Source organism: Roseibium sp. LAB1 (assembly GCF_054658235.1).
Map to the genome: position 1 here is coordinate 212,404 of NZ_BAAGIB010000004.1, position 19,855 is coordinate 232,258.

Here is a 19,855-nt window from a genome sequence, read left to right on the forward strand (position 1 = left end):
CGGATTTTTTTAGTGACTGTTTCTGCACAAATTACAGGTGACACCGACAAGGCTGGGCCGATTGACCCCAAGGCCGAGGACTTCGTGCCGCCCTACCCGTTCCGTTATGAAAAGATGCCGCCGGTCTGGAGCCTGATCGGAATGGCCAAGCGCAATTTTCTATCCATCTGGGGCGTTGACGATTTTCAAAGCCGTCTCAGAAGCAAGAAGATCTTCACCCGGGAACTGGTGATCTGCAACCGGCCGGATGTTGTGCGGGAAGCGTTTCAGACCAACCACGAAGTTCTGCAGCGCAAAAGCCCGCAAATGCGTCACGCGCTACAGCCTCTGCTCGGTGATGGTCTGTTCATCAGTGACACGGAAACCTGGGCCAAACGCCGCAAGATCGTGGCACCGATCATCCACGGTTCCCGGGTCAAGGGGTTTGCCCCGATCATGATCGAAACCATCGAGGAAAAGCGTGCTGACTGGGCTGCCCAGGGTGACGGCGCCGAGGTTGATGCGCTTGCCGACATGGCTCACCTGACAGCTGAGATCATTTGCAGGACCATTTTTGGCCGGCAACTCGGCAAGGACCACGCCGCCGAGGTTGTTCAGGGGTTTTCAGACTATCAGCGCCACATTGACCAGATTGATATCCTGTCTCTGTTCGGATTGCCGGAATGGCTACCGCGGTTCCGTGGCCGCGCGATCAAGAAACCCGTCGAACGCATCATGACGGTGCTCGACAAGATCATCGCAAGCTACGAAGCGCAAAAGGAAAAGGGGGAAGCATCGGTCATTGGCGGCTTGCTGGAAGCCCGGGACGAAAACGGCGAACCACTCAGCCGGGACGCCATCATCAGCGAAGCAGCAGTGATCTTCATGGCCGGCCATGAGACCACCGCCAACACGCTGGCCTGGGCCTGGTTCCTGCTGTCCCAATGCGACAAGAGCCGTGCCAAACTACAGGCCGAACTCGATACGGTCCTTGCCGGCCGGTCACCGACATTCCAGGACGTTCCGAACCTGCCTTACACCAAGGCTGTGATTGAAGAGACCTTGCGGCTTTACCCGCCGGTGCCGATCCTTGCACGCGAAGCAATGGCGGACACCACTATCGGCGGCAAGGCCGTGCCGAAAGGCTCACTCGTGATGGTCGTGCCCTGGCTGATGCACCGCAACCCGGTCTTGTGGTCGAAACCGGATGTCTTCGACCCGGACAGGTTTCGCAATCCGAAGTCGAAAAAACCCAATAAATACGGCTATGTGCCGTTCAGCATCGGTCCCCGGATCTGCGCAGGGCTTCAATTCGGCATGACGGAAGCCATTCTCAGCCTCGCCATTCTTGCCCAGGATTTCGAACTCAAGCTGAAGGACGGCACCGACGTCCAACCGGTCGCCCGCCTCACGTTGCGCCCGGGCGAAAACCTGCCGATGACTGTGCATTCTCGCCGCACATGACCAGACAGGCACGGCTGGAAGACATTCCGTTTGCCGAAACACTGGCTGACGAGCCCGCGCCCCCCCGGTTGCGAGGTGTTTTTTCCAAGGACAACGAAGAATGCGCTGCTGCGCGTCTTCATTGGATGCGGCACGTAAAGGATGGTGTGTTCAACACTCTCTTTCATCACATATTGAAAGTGTGCCCGCCCGCCTTTGTCTCGAATTTCGGCAAATTTCTCGTTCCTTTCATGCGCTGGTCGTACCGCGGCAAGCATTTCCCGCAGCGCATAGAACGTAACTACAACCTGCTGACAGCCGGTCTTTGGTCCAATGAGACAGAGCGCGACGCCGGACTGAGCCGGTGGTGGTTCAACAGTGGCCGAACAATCTCAGAATTCTGCATTGTCAATAAGTTATGGAAAAATTCTCATATAGAAGTTGAGGGGCTGGAAAACCTGCGTAATGCGGAAGCTGTCGGTGCACCGATCATCTTCACCTCCATGCATCTGGCAACCTGGGAAGCGCTTTTCGTTGCAATCCATGACGGTCTTGCCGGACCAAGCATCGGACCATTCCAACCGGAACCAAATCGGTTCAAGAACCGCATCGTTCATGCGATTCGTAAGGCACGGAATCAATATCTGTTCCCTCCCGGCCAGAGAAGCGCATACCGGCTGCACCGGTTGATGAACAGCGGCAAGTATTCCATGACCATTTTCGTGGACGAAGTTCGCGACAAGCAGGTTCATCTGCCGTGTTTCGGCCGCAGCCTGCCAACCAGGGGAAATGCCGTTGTCGCTGTAAAGATTGCCAATTCCTGCGGGGGCACAATCATTCCGACCTACCTGACCCGGCTCGGCCCGGCCCGCTTCAGGTTGACCATTCTGCCCGCTCTCGAACGGCCTGATGCAAATCAGAAATACGAAGTGCCAAAGACGATCCAGCGCCTCAACGATGTGTTCGAGCCAATCGTTCTCGAGCACATCGAAGAATGGTACATGCTTGGCGAATTGCGATTGCCGAAGCGGTTCGATCAGAGCACCTATGCAAAGGCTCTTGCCCAGAAGAACGCAGCCGGTTGACTTAGCCTTTCAGCCGCTCCGCATGCCAGGCGACATGATCGCGTGCGAATGTCGACACAAAATAATACGAATGGTCGTATCCTGCCTGCAATCGATAGGTGTGAGCCGTCTTTGTCTCGGTCAGCGCTTCGATGAGAGCTCCGGGTTTCAGCAGATCGAAAAACTGGTCACTCGCTCCCTGATCGATCAGAACATCGCCGGACCAGCCCGTTTCCCTGACCAGAATCGTTGCATCATGTGCTTTCCAGCGAGCTTCGTCGTCTCCGAGATAAGCACCAAGCTGTTTGAGGCCCCAGTCGGAAGCTGTCGGGTTTGCAATTGGCGCAAAGGCGGACAGTGACTGATAATGCCCGGGATATTTCATCGCCAATGTCAGCGCGCCGTGTCCGCCCATGGAATGCCCGGTGATGCCGTGATGGACTGAGACCGGGAAGTTTTCAGTCACCAGGTCGCGCAGTTCACTGGCGATGTAGGTTTCCATCTGGAAGTGCGGTGCCCACGGTGCTTCGGTGGCATTTACATAAAACCCGGCGCCCTGACCCAGATCGTAAGCCTCGTCGTTGGCAATACCCTCGCCGCGCGGGCTCGTATCCGGGAATACGACAGCAATACCAAACTCCGATGCATGGGCTTGCAGCCCGGCCTTGGTCATGGCGTTTTCATGGGTGCAGGTCAGGCCTGACAGATACCAAAGGCACGGCACTGGTCCGTCCTGGGCCTGCGGGGGAATGTAGACCGCAAAGGTCATTTCACAGCCGCAGGCTTCCGACATGTGGCTGTAGACACCCTGCGTGCCACCAAAGGACTTGTTTTCGGAAAGGGTTTTCATCGTCAGTCAATTCCAATCTCTGAATAGCCGCGAACCCGAATGGTGTCTCTCCGGCTTTGCGTCGCCAGACCAGAGAGATGTCTGTGCTCACAGCAAACGCGTCCCTGCTGCCGCAGGGACGACGCTTCGGTAAAGTGTCGGCGCTTTACGCCTGGCGTCCGATCAGTAAACCACCACAGAACGGATAGACTCACCAGAATGCATCAGATCGAAGCCCTTGTTGATGTCTTCGAGCGGCATGGTGTGGGTGATCATCGGATCGATCTCAATCTTGCCGTCCATGTACCAGTCGACGATTTTCGGGACGTCCGTACGGCCCCGGGCACCGCCGAACGCTGTGCCTTTCCAGACGCGGCCGGTCACCAGCTGGAACGGACGGGTCGAGATTTCAGCGCCGGCCGGAGCAACGCCGATGATGATGCTTTCCCCCCAGCCCTTGTGGGCGGATTCAAGAGCCGTGCGCATGACGTTCACGTTGCCGGTGGCGTCGAAGGTGTAGTCGGCACCTCCCTTGGTGAGGTTCACCAGATAGGCTACCAGATCCCCGTCAACTTCACTGGGATTGACGAAATCGGTCATGCCGAAGCGTTCGGCCATCTCTTTCTTTTCAGGATTCAGGTCAACGCCAACGATCTGGTCAGCACCAGCGAGACGCAGGCCCTGAAGCACGTTCAGGCCAATGCCACCAAGACCAAAGACGATTGCGCGAGACCCGATTTCGACTTTTGCGGTGTTGATCACTGCGCCGATCCCGGTGGTGACGCCGCAGCCGATGTAGCAGACCTTGTCGAAAGGTGCGTCCGGACGGATCTTCGCCAGAGCGATTTCCGGAACAACCGTATAGTTGGAGAACGTCGACGTGCCCATGTAGTGCAGAATCGGATCGCCATCGAGGGTCGAGAAACGGGAAGAACCGTCCGGCATGAGGCCCTGGCCCTGTGTCGCACGGATCGACTGGCAAAGGTTCGTTTTCGGATTGAGGCAATATTCGCAGGTCCGGCATTCCGGCGTATAAAGCGGAATGACGTGATCGCCCGGTTTCAAAGTGGTGACACCTGGACCTACCTCGACAACGACACCTGCCCCTTCGTGACCAAGAATCGCGGGAAACAGGCCTTCCGGATCTGCACCCGACAAGGTGAACTCATCGGTATGACAGATGCCGGTTGCCTTAATTTCCACCAGCACTTCAAAAGCGCGCGGGCCTTCCAGCCTTACGGTTGTGACTTCAAGCGGTTTTCCGGCCCCAACGGCCACAGCGGCGCGAACTTCCATGGAGGATCTCCTGATGTGTGTTTCCCGGGGAGAGTTAACGCCCATGTCTGCAAATGCAAGAACCGATGCGGCATTGGCTGTCGGGAATGCGCAAATCGACCCAAATTGCCACTCCAGACACCACGCATGCGCCGCCGAAATCCATTGTTTTTGCGACGTTTTGAACGGACTGGCGCAATTCGCCGCAAGCCGTGAGACACTCATGTCGCATTCAGACAAGCATGCGACTGAAACCTTATACGCAACCTGAACCCCAGTCGCGAATATGCCTCACAATGGACGCGGCTCGAACTCTATCAGTAAAGTCTTCGTCCGATTGCGTATTGACCCTGACGGCCAGCCGACCGGATTTTCCCGATCTGCTTGTCGGCAACGTGCGGAGCCGCTGCTTCATGAAGCGATATTCCTTTCTGGAACTGGCCAAAAACGCCTTTTCCGCGCACCAGAACTGGGGCCGCCAGTGGCGGACGCCCGAACCCAAGGCCGAGTATGACGTCGTCATTGTCGGCGCTGGCGGGCACGGCCTGGCAACAGCCTATTACCTTGCCAAGGAACACGGCATCCGCAATGTCGCCGTGATCGAAAAAGGCTGGCTCGGCGGCGGCAACACCGGCCGCAATACGACAATCGTGCGCTCCAACTACCTCTGGGAGGAAAGCGCCGGGCTCTACAATCACGCAATCGGTCTGTGGCAGAACCTGTCGCAGGAACTGAACTACAACGTCATGTATTCCGCTCGTGGCGTGATGATGCTGGCACACACCGTGCACGACGTTCAGGTCGCGCAGCGTCATATCCACGCCAACCGTCTGGCTGGTGTCCAGAACGAATGGCTGACACCGGAAGCGGCAAAGGAATATTGCCCGCCGCTGAACATTTCCAAAAACATACGTTATCCGGTCATGGGTGCGGCTCTGCAGCGCGTCGGCGGCACCGCCCGTCACGATGCAGTCGCGTGGGGTTATGCCCGTGGTGCAGATGCCCTGGGTGTCGACATCATTCAGAACTGCGCCGTCACCGGCATCCGTCGCGGCCAGAACGGCGCGGTCGAGGGTGTGGAAACGGTCAAGGGCTTCATCAAGGCCAAGAAGGTGGGCGTGGTGGCAGCCGGGCACACGTCCGTCGTCATGGACATGGCCGGTGTCCGCCTGCCGCTGGAATCCTTCCCGCTGCAGGCACTGGTATCCGAGCCTGTGAAACCCGCTTTCCCCTGCGTGGTCATGTCGAACACGATCCATGCCTATATTTCTCAGTCCGACAAGGGCGAACTCGTGATTGGTGCGGGTACGGACCAGTTCGTCTCCTACTCCCAGGCGGGCGGCATCCACATCACCAACCATACGATCGACGCGATCTGCGAACTCTTCCCACATTTCCGGCGCATGCGCATGCTTCGCAACTGGGGAGGCATCGTCGACACGACTCCTGACCGGTCGCCTATCCTGTCGAAAACGCCAGTTCAGGGACTTTACGTCAACTGCGGCTGGGGAACCGGCGGTTTCAAGGCTACCCCCGGGTCCGGCCACGTCTTTGCGCATACGATCGCCAAGGATGAACCTCATCCGATCAACGCCCCCTTCACCATCGACCGGTTCCGCACTGGCCGCCTCATCGACGAAGCCGCTGCCGCGGCTGTGGCCCACTAGGGGAGATCACAAGAATGCTGCTGATTTATTGCCCCCATTGCCAGGTCGAACGCGCAGAAACGGAATTCGCCTGTCGCGGCGAAGCCCATATCGCCCGGCCAGCGGATCCAAGTCAGGTAACCGATGAGGACTGGGTCGAGTTTTTGTACATGCGCGCCAACACCAAGGGCGTAGCCGCCGAGCGCTGGCGACATATCCACGGCTGCGGACGTTTTTTCAACGCAGTCCGCGATACCGTCAGCGACAAGTTCCTGAAAATCTACAAGACCGGCGAACCGAAACCGGATCTTGAAGCGATTGCCAAGGAGGCCGGCAAATGAGCCAGCCATTCCGTACCGAAAAAGGCGGCCGGATCGACCGCGCCGAGCAGCTTACCTTCACCTTTGACGGCGAGGAGATGCAGGGCCACAAGGGCGACACGCTCGCATCCGCTTTGCTTGCCAACGGCGTTCACCTGGTCGGCCGTTCGTTCAAATATCACCGACCACGCGGCATCCTGACCGCCGGATCGGAAGAACCCAACGCACTGGTCGGAATTTTCCGGAACGGTGACCAGACACCGAACCTGCGTGCAACCCAGGTTGAACTCTATCAGGGCCTGGAAGCCGTCTCGCAGAACCGTTTTCCGTCGCTGGGTTTCGATATCGGCGCCGTCAACGACCTACTGTCGCCGCTATTTCCGGCCGGGTTCTACTACAAGACCTTCATGTGGCCGCATGTCTTCTGGGACAAGGTCTACGAACCGATCATTCGCTCGGCTGCCGGCCTCGGCAAGCCGCCGAAAAACCCGGATCACGACTTCTACGGCAACATCTACGCCCACTGTGACGTCCTCGTGGTCGGTTCCGGCCCAACCGGACTTGCGGCAGCTCTGGCCGCCGCTGAAACCGGCGCCAAGGTCATTCTGGTCGACGAACAGGCGGAATTCGGCGGCTCCTTGCTGTCCGAAGTCAGTGCAAGCATCGACGGTAAGGAACCTGTAGAATTCGTGACGGAAACCATTGCCAAACTCGCCGCGATGGACAATGTCACTCTGCTTCCGCGAACAACGGCCTTCGGCTACTTCGCGCATAACTACATTTCGCTTGCGGAACGCGTAACCGAGCACCTGTCAAACCCGGACCCCAAACTGCCGCGCGAACGGCTGTGGCAGGTTCGTGCCAAGGAAGTGGTGATCGCAGCCGGTGCCATCGAGCGTCCGATGGTGTTTCCGGAAAACGACCGGCCGGGCATCCTGCTGGCCGACGCCGGACGGACCTATCTCAACCGGTACGGCGTAAAGGTCGGACACAAGGTGCTGGTGGCAACAGCTTGCGACAGCGCCTGGCAAGCGGCGTTCGACCTGGCCGACCATGGTGTTGACGTTGCTGCAATCGTCGACATCCGCGAGACGCCGCCGGAAAGCCTTATCTCGATTGCCGAAGCCAGAGGCATTCGTGTCGAGGCCGGTTGCGTTGTGACCGGAACGCTTGGACGCAAAAGGGTCAAGGGAGCATTGCTCGGCCGCTTGATGACCTCAGGCCAGGTTGCCTCCGGTGGCCAGATTGCGTGCGACGCCCTTTTGATGTCCGGTGGCTGGACCCCGACCGTGAGCCTTTATTCCCAATCCCGCGGCAAGGTCGTCTGGGATGCGGACAAGGGTGCCTATGTTCCAGGTCACTCTGTCCAGAAAGAACGTTCGGCTGGTGGTGCCAAGGGCCTTTACGGCCTGCAGGCAACGCTTCAGGACGGCTACGCGGCCGGTGAAGAGGCGGCGAAAGCCGCGACCGGCAAGTCTGCCAAGATCACTTATGCTGCTGCAACCGGCGGAGAAGCCGGGTCAGGTGGTATCCTTGGTGCCCTGCCCCACGACCGCAACGCAGCAAGGGTCAAGGCGTTTGTCGATTATCAGAATGACGTGACCGCAAAGGACGTCAAGCTGGCAGTGCGCGAGGGCATGCAGTCCATCGAGCACATCAAGCGCTACACCACCACCGGCATGGCCACCGACCAAGGCCGCCTTTCGAACATGAACGCCCTGGAGATCGCTTCAGGCGCATTGCAGAAACCGATGACGGACGTTGGGCTCACCACGTTCCGTCAGCCTTACACGCCGACGACCTTTGGCCTTTTTGCCGGAGTTTCCCGCGGAGACTTCTTCGACCCGGTCCGCAAGACACCGTCCCATGACTGGGTTGTCGAGAACGGTGGCGTCTATGAAGACGTCGGCCAGTGGAAACGCACCTGGTACTTCCCGAAAAACGGCGAAGACATGCATGCTGCAGTCGCCCGGGAATGCAAGACCGTTCGGGAAAGCGTCGGCCTGTTCGATGCCTCTACGCTCGGCAAGATCGAGGTGGTCGGACCGGATGCCGCAGAATTCCTGGAACGGATGTACACCAACCCGTGGAAGAAGCTGGCTCCGGGCCGCTGCCGCTATGGCCTGCTGCTCAATGACGCCGGTTTCATCACCGACGACGGTGTTATCGGGCGGCTTGCGGAAGACCGGTTCCATGTGACCACCACGACCGGCGGTGCGCCGAGTGTGTTCGCGACCATGGAAGACTACCTGCAAACCGAATGGCCGGATCTGGACGTCTGGATCACGTCGACCACGGAACAGTTTGCGGTCGCTGCGGTTCAAGGCCCCAAGGCCCGCGAAGTCATCGCGCCGTTTATCGAAGGTGTCGACCTTTCTGCGGATGCGTTCCCGCACATGAGCGTCAAGGAAGCCACATTCTGCGGTGTTTCCTGCCGGCTGTTCCGAATTTCGTTTACCGGTGAACTCGGTTTCGAAATCAACGTGCCTCGCCGCCATGGCAAGATGATGTGGGAAACACTTGCCAGGGAAATCGAAAAGCACAACGGCACCGTCTACGGCACCGAGTCCATGCACGTCCTGCGCGCCGAAAAAGGTTACATCATCGTCGGTCAGGACACGGATGGAACCGTGACACCGCAAGATGCCGGCATGACCTGGGCCATCGGCAAGAACAAGTTCGACTTCGTCGGCAAGCGCGGTCTTGCCCGCCCCGATCTTGTCGCGGATGGGCGCAAGCAGCTTGTCGGCCTATTGACGAAGGATCCGAAAGTGAAGCTGGAAGAAGGTGCGCAAATCACGACTGCCGAGCGACCGGCTACCGGCACTCCGGCGGAAGGTCATGTGACCTCGTCCTATTACAGCCCTGCGCTTGACCGTTCGATCGCACTTGCGATCGTGAAGAACGGCCACGCTTTGGAAGGCAAGACACTTTATGTGCCGATGCCGACCGGCAGCATGCCGGTCGAAGTGACCGGCACGGTGTTCTATGACAAGGAAGGAGCACGGATCAATGTCTGAACTTCTGGCAAGCGATCTGATAACGCCGGATGCGGGTGAAGCCCCGCTCCTGAGCCTCGCGTCCGTCTCCATCCTGAAGGCTGCTCCCCTGACGCGCCTCTCGTTGCGCTGCCGTGAAGCGGCGCAAAAGGATGCCGGAGCTGCATTTGGCGCCGAGTTGCCGCTCTCTCCCCTGTCAAGTTCCACGGCAGCCAAACGGGCGTCTCTCTGGATGGGACCGGACGAGTGGACCTTGCTGGCTCCTGAAGAAGACCTCAGATCGGTTTTCGACGGGATGGAGGACAGGCTTTCCGGTCAGCCGCACGCCCTTGTAGATATCTCCGACCGGTCGGAAGCGATTATCGTCAGCGGCAACAAGGCGGTCTGGCTGCTCAACACGGGGATCTTCATGGACTTTTCTCCAGAAATCTTCCCGGTCGGCACCGTGACCCGGACGTTGTTTCACAAGGCTCCAGTCATGATCTGGCGCACCGGCCCCGACACCTTCGTGGTGGAAGCCTGGGTCTCCTTCATGGACTATGTTGCCGGTCTGCTGGTGCAGTCGGCCGGCGAACTGGAAGCAGCTTGACATAGGGCGGGACAACACCCGATCTTAACGAAACTTTGCGAGCCTCGCGGAACTCATTGTTGCGCGAGGCTCGCTTTACATGTCCGAACAGGTTTCCAGAAAACTCCGGCTGGCGGAGTTGCTCGGCGCGCTCAGCCACGCTTTGGATATCACCGAAGGACAGCCACGCGGCCACTGCGTTCGCTGCTGCTGGATCGGCATCCATGTCGGGCGGCAGGTAGGCCTGACGGAGGCCCAACTCAGCGACCTCTATTACACCCTTCTTCTGAAAGACCTCGGTTGTTCGAGCAATGCAGCCAGGATCTGCGAGTTATACCTTACCGACGACCTGACCTTCAAACACGACTACAAGACGATCAGCGACAGCCTGCCGGCAGCCTTGCGTTTCGTTCTGTCCCATACCGGACTGAAGCACGGCTTTTCTGAGCGTGTGCGCGCCATCGTCACCATTCTTCAAAACGGTGGCGACATCGCCAACGAAATGATTGAAACACGCTGCACGCGCGGTGGTGATATTGCCCGCCAGATGCATTTCTCCGAAAAAGTCGTTTCCGGTATCTACAGCCTGGACGAACATTGGGATGGCAAAGGCCGGCCGCACGGCATTGCGGGGTCAACCATTCCCGTCTTTTCCCAGATCGCCCTGTTGGCGCAGGTGATGGATGTCTTCCAGATCAATGCCGGTGTGAATGGCGCCATGCAGGAACTGAAGGAACGGGCCGGCAGCTGGTTCGACCCGAGCCTTGTCGCCGCCGCCGAAACCGTTGCTTCCGATCCCCAGTTCTGGAACACGTTGAAATCCGAAGACCTGGACAAGATTGTCTATGGTCTTGAGCCGGCACAGAACATGCGCTTCGCGGATGAAGACCAACTCGACGACATTGCCCACGGCTTTGCTTTGGTGATCGATTCCAAAAGCCCCTTCACTGCCGGTCACAGCGAGCGGGTCACGCTCTACACCGACATGATTGCCGAAGAACTGGGATATGGAATGCGGGACCGGCAATTGCTCAAGCGAGCTGCGCTGCTGCACGACATCGGAAAACTCGGTGTCAGCAATTCCGTTCTCGACAAGCCAGGAAAACTGGACGATCTGGAATGGGAACAAATTCGGATGCATCCCGTTTATTCCGATGAGATCCTGTCGAGGATCGACACCTTCAAGGACCTGTCGCCGATTGCGCGGGGCCATCATGAAAAACTGGATGGCCGCGGGTATCCGGACGGCTTGACAGCAAGCAGGATTTCCATGGAAACGCGGATCGTCACCACAGCGGACATTTTCGACGCGCTGACCGCAGAGCGGCCTTATCGTGGGCCGATGCCGATGCCGAAAGCACTGGGCATCATGGAAGCAGATGCAGGCACCGCCCTCGACCCCAAATGTTTCGCGGCGTTGAAACGGGCAACCGAGCGCATGGATCAGATCAAGGCTGCCTAAATTGATCGCACAGGCTGTCAAAGCACCCAGTTGTTCTTGCATCTTTCCACGTAAGACCTTCACTCTGCGCCCATGCTGAAAATCGGTTCCTACAACATACAAAAATCAATCGGGGTGGATGCGCGCAGACGGCCAGACCGGACGCTCAAGGTAATCCAGGAACTGGATTGCGACATCCTGGCCCTTCAGGAAGCCGACAAACGTTTCGGACCGCGTGAAAGTACGCTCAACAGAGAGACCATTCTTCTGGAAACGGACTACCGGCCCGTGCCTTTCGCCACCGGTGACAAAAGTCTGGGCTGGCACGGAAACGCCATTCTCGTAAGAAATTCCATCGACATTCTGGAACACCGTCGGCTGGACCTGCCGACGCTGGAACCACGTGGAGCCGTCGCTGTCGACCTTATGGTTGCCGGAGAAAAAATCCGTGTGGCGGCCATGCACCTCAGCCTGCTTAGCCACTTCCGCAAAAAGCAGATAACGTCGCTGATGCATCAGTTGCACGAGCATCTGGACTATCTGCCGACGGTCCTGATCGGCGACCTGAACGAGTGGCGCGACACAGCCGGCAGCATCAAGCTGTTTGAAGAACGCTACGAAGTGACGACGCCAGGCCGAAGTTTTCCGAGCCCGCTTCCCGTCGGTAGCCTGGACCGGATCATCACCAGCCCGGAATTCATCGTCAGACAGGCCGGCGTCCATAAATCGAAGACGGCTCGCGTCGCGTCAGACCACCTGCCGGTCTGGGCCAACCTGACGCTGGAGCCAGCCGGACATCTCCCGGGTTAGTACTGAAACCGGGAAGATCAGGCGATCAGCTTGACCATGACGAAGTAAAGACCAGCGGACAGAACAGCGGCCGCCGGCACGGTGACGACCCAGGCCGCGACGATGGTCATGAAATGCGCCCGGCGCACAAGGTGTCGACGCGCCTGTTCCTCGCGATTGCGAACTGGCCGCACGACATTGCCGTTGCCTTGTTTCTTGTTCACGAAGTCCAGGCGGCGCTGCGAGCGTTCCGTATACCATTCCCGGAAGAAACCGACGCCAAAGACCGCTCCGACAGCGATATGGGTCGAACTCACGGGGAGCCCGAACCCGGAGGCGACAATCACCGTGATGGCGGCGGAGAGCGAAACGCAGTAGGCCCGCATCGGATTGAGCTTGGTGATCTGCTGGCCGACCATTTCGATCAGACGCGGTCCGAACAGCAGCAGGCCAAAGGAAATACCGAAGGCGCCGACTGCCATGACCCAGAGCGGAATGCTGACCTTGGCGGCAACGTCGCCAAGTTCTGCCGTATGCACGATGGCCGCCAACGGGCCAACGGCATTGGCGACATCATTGGCGCCGTGAGCGAAGGACAGCAGTGCCGCCGAGCACACCAGCGGCACGGAGAACAGGATACGAAGAGACTGGTTCCGGTTCTCCAGTCCTTCCGACTGACGCCGGATAAGCGGCCGAACGATCGCCCAGACGGCAACCCCGACCACGAGTCCCAGAACCAGCGACATCGGCATGTCGATCTTCACGATCTTCTTCAAGCCCTTGAGCGCCAGATAGCTGGCAAAGGTTCCGGACATGACCCCAATCAGAACCGGGACCCATTTGCGAGCGGCGGCGATCTTGTCGTCCTGATAAATGATGAAAGTCTTGATGAAGGCCAGAAAAGCGGCTGCGATCAGACCGCCGAGAAAGGGCGAAATAACCCAGCTGGCAGCGATTCCCCCCATCGTAGCCCAATTGACCGCGCTGAACCCTGCCGCCGCAATGCCGGCGCCCATGACGCCGCCAACGATCGAATGGGTTGTCGATACCGGCGCTCCGATCCAGGTGGCAAGGTTGATCCACAGCGCAGAGGAGACCAGGGCCGCCATCATTGCCGCCATGAAGATATTGGCATCGGCAACCGATGCCGGATCGATGATCCCCTTGGAAATCGTGCTGACGACGTCCCCGCCTGCAATGAGAGCACCGGCACTTTCAAAGACCGCTGCGATAACCAGGGCTGTCAGCAGTGTCATGGCCCGCGAACCGACCGCGGGACCAACATTGTTGGCAACATCGTTGGCGCCGATGTTGAGCGCCATATAAGCGCCGATGGCCGCTGCCGCGACAATGATGACCGCTCCAGGCGTGCCCGACATTGAAGCGCCGGCGCCAAGTGCGCACAGGACAATAAAGACCAGTGCGATACCCGGTGCGATCAGGCCACGTCCAAGAGACCCGGCGGCCTCTTCCATGTAGCTCAGTTTGTCGAGATCTTTGTCGAGGGTCGGCTTTTTCAAATTCGGCATGGGCGTTCCAGTCGGGAAGTCCTTTGAAGGCAAGTCGTGCAAGCCAAGCGTCTTCTGGCGCCTGCCTTAAACAATCGCCCGAAAAGGTCAACCGAAACGGCCTTGTTTGGCCAATATTTCTTAGTTGGGTAAATTTTCCAGTTTCCGGAGCACCTTCACGAGGCCCGGATCATCGGCAAGCCTGACAGCTTCCTGAATTGGCAACCAGCGGACGTCGCGTTCGTCCTTGTCCGGAAAACTGCTCGTGGTGCTCTCGACATCCACCAGAAACACCAGAACCTCGGTGCGCAGCCGCAAACCGCCCTCACCGCCCTTGTGGGACTGGAAACTGGCAAAGGGTTTCTTCTGCGCGGCGCCAATAACACCCGCTTCCTCGAAGGCTTCCACCGCGGCCGTGTGATGTGCCTTCAGCGACAGAATGGGCCAGCCTTTCGGAAGAATCCACCGGTGAGTAGACTTGGTCGTCACAAGCAGCACCTCGCGCTGGCCGTCGCGCAGACGATGACATAGCGCGGCGATCTGCAATCTCGAGGGACGCCGGAACATCAGAAGCAGGTTCTGGAACCAGGAAGACCGGTTATCGATTGCTGAATAAAGCTGCGCCATGGTGCCCTTTCCCGGAAATTGACAGGAGTCGCAGGATACGGCGCAAACACGGGCCTGTCCAGAAAATGCGCACTGTGTGCCGTTATTTATCCTGGTAACTTGTTTGCCCAGGGTCAGTTACATCAAGACAAGACCAGCTTGAGCACCGTGAACAGACCCGCAGCCAGCAGCGCCGATGCCGGAACGGTGACCACCCAGGCTGCAATGATGGTAATCAGGCTCGACCGGCGCACGAGAAGCCGCCTGCGACGTTCTTCCCTGTTTTTCATCATCTTGCGCGGTTTCATGACCCCGCCTTCCGCCACATACCTGTTTCGGTACCATTCCCGGTAAAACCCGACGCCGAACAAGGCACCAACCGCAATATGGGTGGATGACACCGGCAGTCCTGCACCTGATGCTGTCAGCACAGTGGCAGCTGTTGCCAGTGTGATGCAAAAGGCCCGTACTGGGCTGAGTTTGGTAATCTTCTTGCCGACCACCGTGACGAGGCGCCTGCCGAACAGCAAAAGACCCGCGGAAATGCCGCAAGCGCCCACGGCGCTCACCCAGATCGGCACTTCGGGATTGAGCGACCCTAGATACCAGAAGACCAGGTCAGGAAAATCGTTCGACTGGCTCAGCACAATAGCGGCCAGCGGTCCGATGGCATTTGCAACGTCGTTGGCACCATGGGCAAAAGACAGCAAGCCAGCGGCGACCATGAGCGGAACGGCAAAGAGATTTCGCAGGGCACGCGCACTGTTTTCCAGCGTGAGCGTTTGGGCACGGATCACGCGGCAATAAATTCGCCAGACAACCAATCCGACGGCAAGCGACAAGACAATGGAAAGCCATTCGGGAACGGAGATCAGCCGGTCGGAGGTTTTCAGCAGAATGTAGCCGGTAAAGGTCGCCCCCATGATGCCTAGGAGTATCGGCAACCAGTATCTGGCGGCTTTCAGCCGGTCAGGCGTGTAAACCACCCTTGCGTTGATGAAGGCCATGATCCCGGCCCCGACAAGACCACCGAGCACCGGTGACAGTACCCAGGAAGCAGCAATTGTCGATATTGTCGTCCAGTTGATGGCAGCAAAACCACTTGCCGCGATACCAGCACCCACAACACCGCCGATGATCGAATGGGTTGTCGATACCGGAGCGCCGATCACGGTCGCGAAGTTGATCCACAAAGCGGAGGCCGCCATGGCTGTCAGCATCGCCAGCGTGAATTCAGCGCTGTTGCGGACGTCACTGGGGCTCAGAATATCGCCGGAAACGGTCGAGACGACATCTGCTCCTGCCAGCAATGCACCTGCGCTTTCGCAAACAGCGGCAATCAGCAAGGCCCCGGTGAGACTGACAACGCGCGCGCCGACGGCGGGGCCAACGTTGTTGGCGACGTCGTTGGCGCCGATATTGAGCGCCATGTAACCGCCGATCGCACTGGCGGCCACAAGGATGAGCATGTTGGAGAAACCGCTGGAAGACACCTGGAAAGCTGCCACGCAGGCACAGATGACCAGAAACACCAAAGCAAGACCCGGCCCGACAAGGCGCCGGCCCATGGCTTCTGCTGCCTCGCTGACAAAACTGATCTTGTCGAGATCCTTGTCCAGTGCTTTCTTTTTCAGGTCCTTGCTGGTGAGCACCCGAACACGCCTCGCTATCCCTCAGGAGATGTCTATCAGATTTGCGATTTGTGCCGCCGCAAAAACCGTCTCAGCGCCGGCTCGTCCGCGGCCTCGATAGCCTTGGAAAGAGGCAGCCACACCCTTTTGCGCTGACCGAGCTCGGGAAACTCCTTCAACTGTTTTTCAAACCGGATCTTGAAGACGACCACCTTGGTGCGGATCTTCAAACCGTCTGCTAGACCCTTGAAGGACCGGAAGCTGCCAATGGCCCGTGGGTCGGCCTTGCCGACAATGCCTGCTTCCTCGTATGCCTCGATCAACGCCGTTTCGAATGCGGGCTTGTCTTTTTCCGGCCAGCCTTTGGGCAAGATAAAACGGCCCGTGTCGCGCGTCGAAACTAACAGGATTTCGGGTTCCGCCTTGCCCTCACGCACGCACAGGGCAGCGATCTGCAAACGGAGCGGTTTAACGAACAAACCCGCAATTCCGTGCAACCACGATGCATCCCACGCTGTAAGTGCCTTAGCGAATCCCATCTCCACACCTGTTGTTTTGGAACAGCAGGTGTATAGGGAGTTCCCTTAGGGACGTCTACAGAAAAGTGCACTCGGTGCGCGCACATTTTTATTACAAATATTACACTCCGGCATCAAATCGCAGATACGCAAACGTGATCGGCGGTCCAGGCACCCGGCCAGACTTCCGCCTTACCCGATTTCAGGTCGCGAAGTTCGTCCAGCGGTACCAAAGCTACCAGGAACGGTTCTTCACCATTGCTTCCGGACGTCGCCGCTACCTCTGCGGCAATACCTGAAAACCCGAACTCCTCTTCACACGGAAGATAGAGCGCGGCACCGGAAACATTGGTGTCGTTTTGCGTGGTGCCTTTCGATGTGCCGACAAGACCGCAGACGGCAACCGCACACATGAGCTCTACGGAACGCGCCTTGGCGCAGCCGAAGACCCGATGGTAGCCGGAGAGTTTTTCCGTCATCGAAGGGACAAGCAGGAGATCCAGGTCGAGCTTCGCCAGCAAGCTGCTAAGCGCCGGCATTTCCACATCCAGACAGATCAGGATCGCCATTTTCAGGCCATCGAGGTTGAAGGTCTTCAACTCGGCTCCCGGCACCAGATGCCAGATCTCCGGGTCCTGCTCAAACGGCGTGAGGCACAATTTGTCCTGCCGGATTTCACGTCCGTCGGCTGTCAGCAGCACGGCCGTGTTGGTGAAGCCTGCCGAGGTCTGGACAGGCATGGACCCCGCCAGCAGCGAAACGCCATACCTGGCTGGCAAGGGAGCAAGCATAGGCAGCAGTTGGGTGGCAACATCCGCCAGGAATGCCATCTCCCGGTCAGGTGGCAATCCTTCCGGTTTGAAAGCCAGGCAACATTCCACCAGATATTCAGGAAGCATCAGCAGCTTTGCGCCCTCGTCGGCCGCACGTTGCATTCCTTCTTCGATCTGCGAAGCGAAAGCGGAAACCGACGCCGGAGCCCGGCTCAGGTTGAAGGACCAAAGTGCAAGGGGATAGTTTTTCATGGCGCCTGACGTCTCATCAAATAGGACGCCAGACTTAAGAGCAGCCAGCAGAGCGTTTCAAGCCCTTGTCTGCTGTTCGTTTGCCTGAAAGTGGATCGTTCTGGAAAATTCGAAGAATTCAGTCGATAAACAATCCAAGGAATGCCACCAGGACGATCAGAAATCCGGTTCCGACAAGTGCCGCTTTCGGCTCCTGCGGCAGGGCGGTGAGTTTTGCTGAACGTCTGACTTCCCGAATCCCTTTCAGGGCCCGGTCGGTGCGCCTGTCTATTTCCGCGAAATAGGGCGAAAGCTCATTCTGAGCGCGCATGCCTGATCCTCACGATTCCTTCGTGGGTTCAAACTGTAGGCCCGGAGCCTTAGCGTTTGGTTAATTGACGTTTACCGGCGCTTCTCACAAGCGGGTTTTCTGCGGATCCGCCACATCCAGTATGCGCAACTGAACCTTGGGCGTGCCCTGCCAGGTGTCGATCGAAAGCGTGCCTGCCACATGCAGCGATCGTCCCCTGCCCTGCAGCAGCATCTGGCCGTGCGGTTTGTCGTCCGACTTGAAACAGATCGCCTTCAAGGCTGTCCCGTCACCAGACGTGATCGACGCCCTGACATGCCCCTTGCCAACCACATCGGCAAAGGAAATCCGATGCGCGGGAAAGGCAAACACGGGTTCGGCATGACCAGCACCATACGGACCGGCCTTTTCCAGAAGTTCCAGAAGATCGAGATTCGCCCCTGTTGCCGTAAGCGCTGCGTCGATCTTCAGTTCCCGGTTGGCGCTCGCCGCCTCGACGTCCTCCTTCAGGACGTCGTTGAAGAACGCTTCCAGATCCGCCGTCTTTTCCCGCAAGACCGTCAGCCCCGCCGCCATGGCGTGACCGCCGCCCTTTTCCAGCAGACCTTCGTCGACCGCCCGGCGAACGGCTTTGCCGAGATCGACCCCGGGGATCGAACGACCAGATCCGGTGCCCTTGCCGCTTTCGTCGAAGGCAATTGCGAAAGACGGCCTGCGGTGGGCTTCCTTCAGGCGGGACGCGATCAGGCCGACAATTCCCGGGTGCCAGTCATCGGATCCCGTCAGGAGTACCGCCGGATCGCGCGCCTGGATCGCCATGGCAGCCTCGGCGCCGGCCTGTTCCAGCATCACCGCTTCCATGGCCTGGCGTTCGGTGTTGAGCTGGTCCAGCCGTTCGGCGATCGCCCGGGCCTCGTGCGGATCTTCCGTCGTCAGCAACCGTGCACCCAACGCTGCATCACCGATCCGGCCGCCTGCGTTGATGCGCGGGCCTATCAGAAAGCCGAGATGATATGGAGCCGGTTTTCCACTTACTCGGGCGGTATCCGCCAGTGCTGTCAGGCCGTAGTTCCGGCGCTGGTGCATGACCGAAAGGCCTCGTGTCACATAGGCACGATTCAACCCCTGCAACGGCACCACATCGCAAACGGTGCCGAGTGCCACCAGATCGAGCAGAGCCATCAGATCCGGCTCCTGCGTGCCCTGGAACACGCCGCGCCGTCGCAATTCGCGATTCAACCCGACAAGAAACAGGAAAGTGACGCCGACAGCGGCCAGATGCCCCTGCCCGGACAGGTCGTCCTGCCGGTTCGGATTGACGAGTGCCTCCACGGCCGGAAGCGTTTCACCGACCTGGTGGTGATCGATGACCACGACATCGAGATCGAGCTTATGGGCTGTTTCAAAGGCTTCGAACGAGGTGCTGCCGCAGTCGAGGGTCACCAGCAGGTCCGCACCACCCTCGCGAAGGTGTTCTATCGCCGGCCCGTTTGGTCCGTAGCCTTCGATGATCCGGTCTGGAATATGGATGACGGGATCGAGGCCGAGCCACTGCAGATACTTGGCAAAGATCGCCGAGGACGTCGCACCGTCGACGTCATAGTCGCCGAAAATCGCGATCTTGCGACCGGCCTGCACCGCATCCGCAACCCTCGCCACGGCGGCGTCCATGTCGACCAGGCCGGACGGATCGGGCATCAGCAGCTTGAGCGAGGGTTCCAGGAATCCTGTCGCCTCTTCCGCCTGTACGCCGCGTGCGGCCATGACGCGTGCCAAGACGTCCGGCAGGCCGTGTACCTGCGAAATTGCCATGGCAGTTCGCAGGTCGGCCGCGCTCAGGCGCTCGCGCCAGGCGTTGTCATTTGCGGAACGGGCGACCCCAAGTACGAGCCGCCTGTCATCTTCCCCGGATTGTCCCAGCATTC

At 58.8% G+C, this 19,855-nt stretch carries 17 protein-coding genes; 8 read left to right on the forward strand and 9 right to left on the reverse strand.

Annotated features, from left to right (window positions below; genetic code table 11):
• Positions 1-12: 12 nt before the first annotated feature.
• Positions 13-1,443, forward strand: a complete 1,431-nt coding sequence (locus ACYQ54_RS22450; RefSeq protein WP_460086451.1) for a cytochrome P450 — start codon at positions 13-15, stop codon at positions 1,441-1,443.
• A complete protein-coding gene (locus ACYQ54_RS22455) occupies positions 1,440-2,507 on the forward strand; it encodes a lysophospholipid acyltransferase family protein (protein ID WP_460086453.1) in 1,068 nt (355 codons plus the stop codon). Before ACYQ54_RS22450 ends, ACYQ54_RS22455 begins: the two co-directional genes overlap by 4 nt.
• Position 2,508: 1 nt before the next feature.
• Here ACYQ54_RS22455 and fghA read toward each other — a convergent pair whose 3' ends face one another.
• Complete coding sequence (gene fghA / locus ACYQ54_RS22460) at positions 2,509-3,336, reverse strand: S-formylglutathione hydrolase (protein ID WP_460086454.1); 828 nt, start codon at positions 3,334-3,336, stop codon at positions 2,509-2,511.
• 162 nt (positions 3,337-3,498) lie between these two features.
• The gene (locus ACYQ54_RS22465; RefSeq protein WP_460086456.1) at positions 3,499-4,611 is read right to left on the reverse strand and encodes an S-(hydroxymethyl)glutathione dehydrogenase/class III alcohol dehydrogenase; all 1,113 of its coding nucleotides are present in this window, start codon (positions 4,609-4,611) and stop codon (positions 3,499-3,501) included.
• A gap of 392 nt (positions 4,612-5,003) precedes the next feature.
• Between ACYQ54_RS22465 and ACYQ54_RS22470 the strand changes: the two genes are divergently transcribed.
• The 6 genes from ACYQ54_RS22470 to ACYQ54_RS22495 all read left to right on the forward strand — a co-directional run bounded on the left by ACYQ54_RS22470 (position 5,004) and on the right by ACYQ54_RS22495 (position 12,374).
• On the forward strand, positions 5,004-6,257 hold the full coding sequence (locus ACYQ54_RS22470; RefSeq protein WP_460086458.1) for a sarcosine oxidase subunit beta family protein: 1,254 nt from the start codon (positions 5,004-5,006) through the stop codon (positions 6,255-6,257).
• 14 nt (positions 6,258-6,271) lie between these two features.
• Entirely contained in the window at positions 6,272-6,577 is a 306-nt protein-coding gene (locus tag ACYQ54_RS22475) for a sarcosine oxidase subunit delta (RefSeq protein ID WP_460086460.1), read from the forward strand.
• Positions 6,574-9,576 carry a sarcosine oxidase subunit alpha family protein gene (locus tag ACYQ54_RS22480; RefSeq protein WP_460086461.1) on the forward strand — a complete coding sequence of 1,001 codons (3,003 nt, stop codon included), beginning with the start codon at positions 6,574-6,576 and terminating at the stop codon, positions 9,574-9,576. Before ACYQ54_RS22475 ends, ACYQ54_RS22480 begins: the two co-directional genes overlap by 4 nt.
• Positions 9,569-10,144 carry a sarcosine oxidase subunit gamma gene (locus ACYQ54_RS22485; protein ID WP_460086463.1) on the forward strand — a complete coding sequence of 192 codons (576 nt, stop codon included), beginning with the start codon at positions 9,569-9,571 and terminating at the stop codon, positions 10,142-10,144. Before ACYQ54_RS22480 ends, ACYQ54_RS22485 begins: the two co-directional genes overlap by 8 nt.
• 79 nt (positions 10,145-10,223) lie before the next feature.
• On the forward strand, positions 10,224-11,585 hold the full coding sequence (locus ACYQ54_RS22490; RefSeq protein ID WP_460086465.1) for an HD-GYP domain-containing protein: 1,362 nt from the start codon (positions 10,224-10,226) through the stop codon (positions 11,583-11,585).
• 72 nt (positions 11,586-11,657) lie between these two features.
• Positions 11,658-12,374: an endonuclease/exonuclease/phosphatase family protein gene (locus ACYQ54_RS22495; protein WP_460086467.1), complete on the forward strand. Its 717-nt coding sequence runs from the start codon at positions 11,658-11,660 to the stop codon at positions 12,372-12,374.
• A gap of 17 nt (positions 12,375-12,391) precedes the next feature.
• Here the strand turns inward: ACYQ54_RS22495 and ACYQ54_RS22500 are convergent, their stop codons facing one another.
• The 7 genes from ACYQ54_RS22500 to recJ form a co-directional block, all read right to left on the reverse strand.
• Positions 12,392-13,882 carry an inorganic phosphate transporter gene (locus ACYQ54_RS22500; RefSeq protein WP_460086469.1) on the reverse strand — a complete coding sequence of 497 codons (1,491 nt, stop codon included), beginning with the start codon at positions 13,880-13,882 and terminating at the stop codon, positions 12,392-12,394.
• Between the two features lie 120 nt (positions 13,883-14,002).
• On the reverse strand, positions 14,003-14,488 hold the full coding sequence (locus ACYQ54_RS22505) for an NUDIX hydrolase (RefSeq protein ID WP_460086471.1): 486 nt from the start codon (positions 14,486-14,488) through the stop codon (positions 14,003-14,005).
• 122 nt (positions 14,489-14,610) lie between these two features.
• Entirely contained in the window at positions 14,611-16,119 is a 1,509-nt protein-coding gene (locus ACYQ54_RS22510) for an inorganic phosphate transporter (protein WP_460086472.1), read from the reverse strand.
• Between the two features lie 35 nt (positions 16,120-16,154).
• Entirely contained in the window at positions 16,155-16,577 is a 423-nt protein-coding gene (locus ACYQ54_RS22515) for an NUDIX hydrolase (protein WP_460086474.1), read from the reverse strand.
• A 173-nt stretch (positions 16,578-16,750) separates the two neighbouring features.
• Positions 16,751-17,641 (reverse strand): nitrilase-related carbon-nitrogen hydrolase, encoded by an 891-nt coding sequence (locus ACYQ54_RS22520; RefSeq protein WP_460086476.1) that lies wholly within the window; start codon positions 17,639-17,641, stop codon positions 16,751-16,753.
• Positions 17,642-17,759: 118 nt separating this feature from the next.
• Positions 17,760-17,951 (reverse strand): hypothetical protein, encoded by a 192-nt coding sequence (locus tag ACYQ54_RS22525; protein ID WP_460086478.1) that lies wholly within the window; start codon positions 17,949-17,951, stop codon positions 17,760-17,762.
• Positions 17,952-18,035: 84 nt separating this feature from the next.
• On the reverse strand, positions 18,036-19,853 hold the full coding sequence (gene recJ, locus ACYQ54_RS22530) for a single-stranded-DNA-specific exonuclease RecJ (RefSeq protein WP_460086480.1): 1,818 nt from the start codon (positions 19,851-19,853) through the stop codon (positions 18,036-18,038).
• Positions 19,854-19,855: the final 2 nt, after the last annotated feature.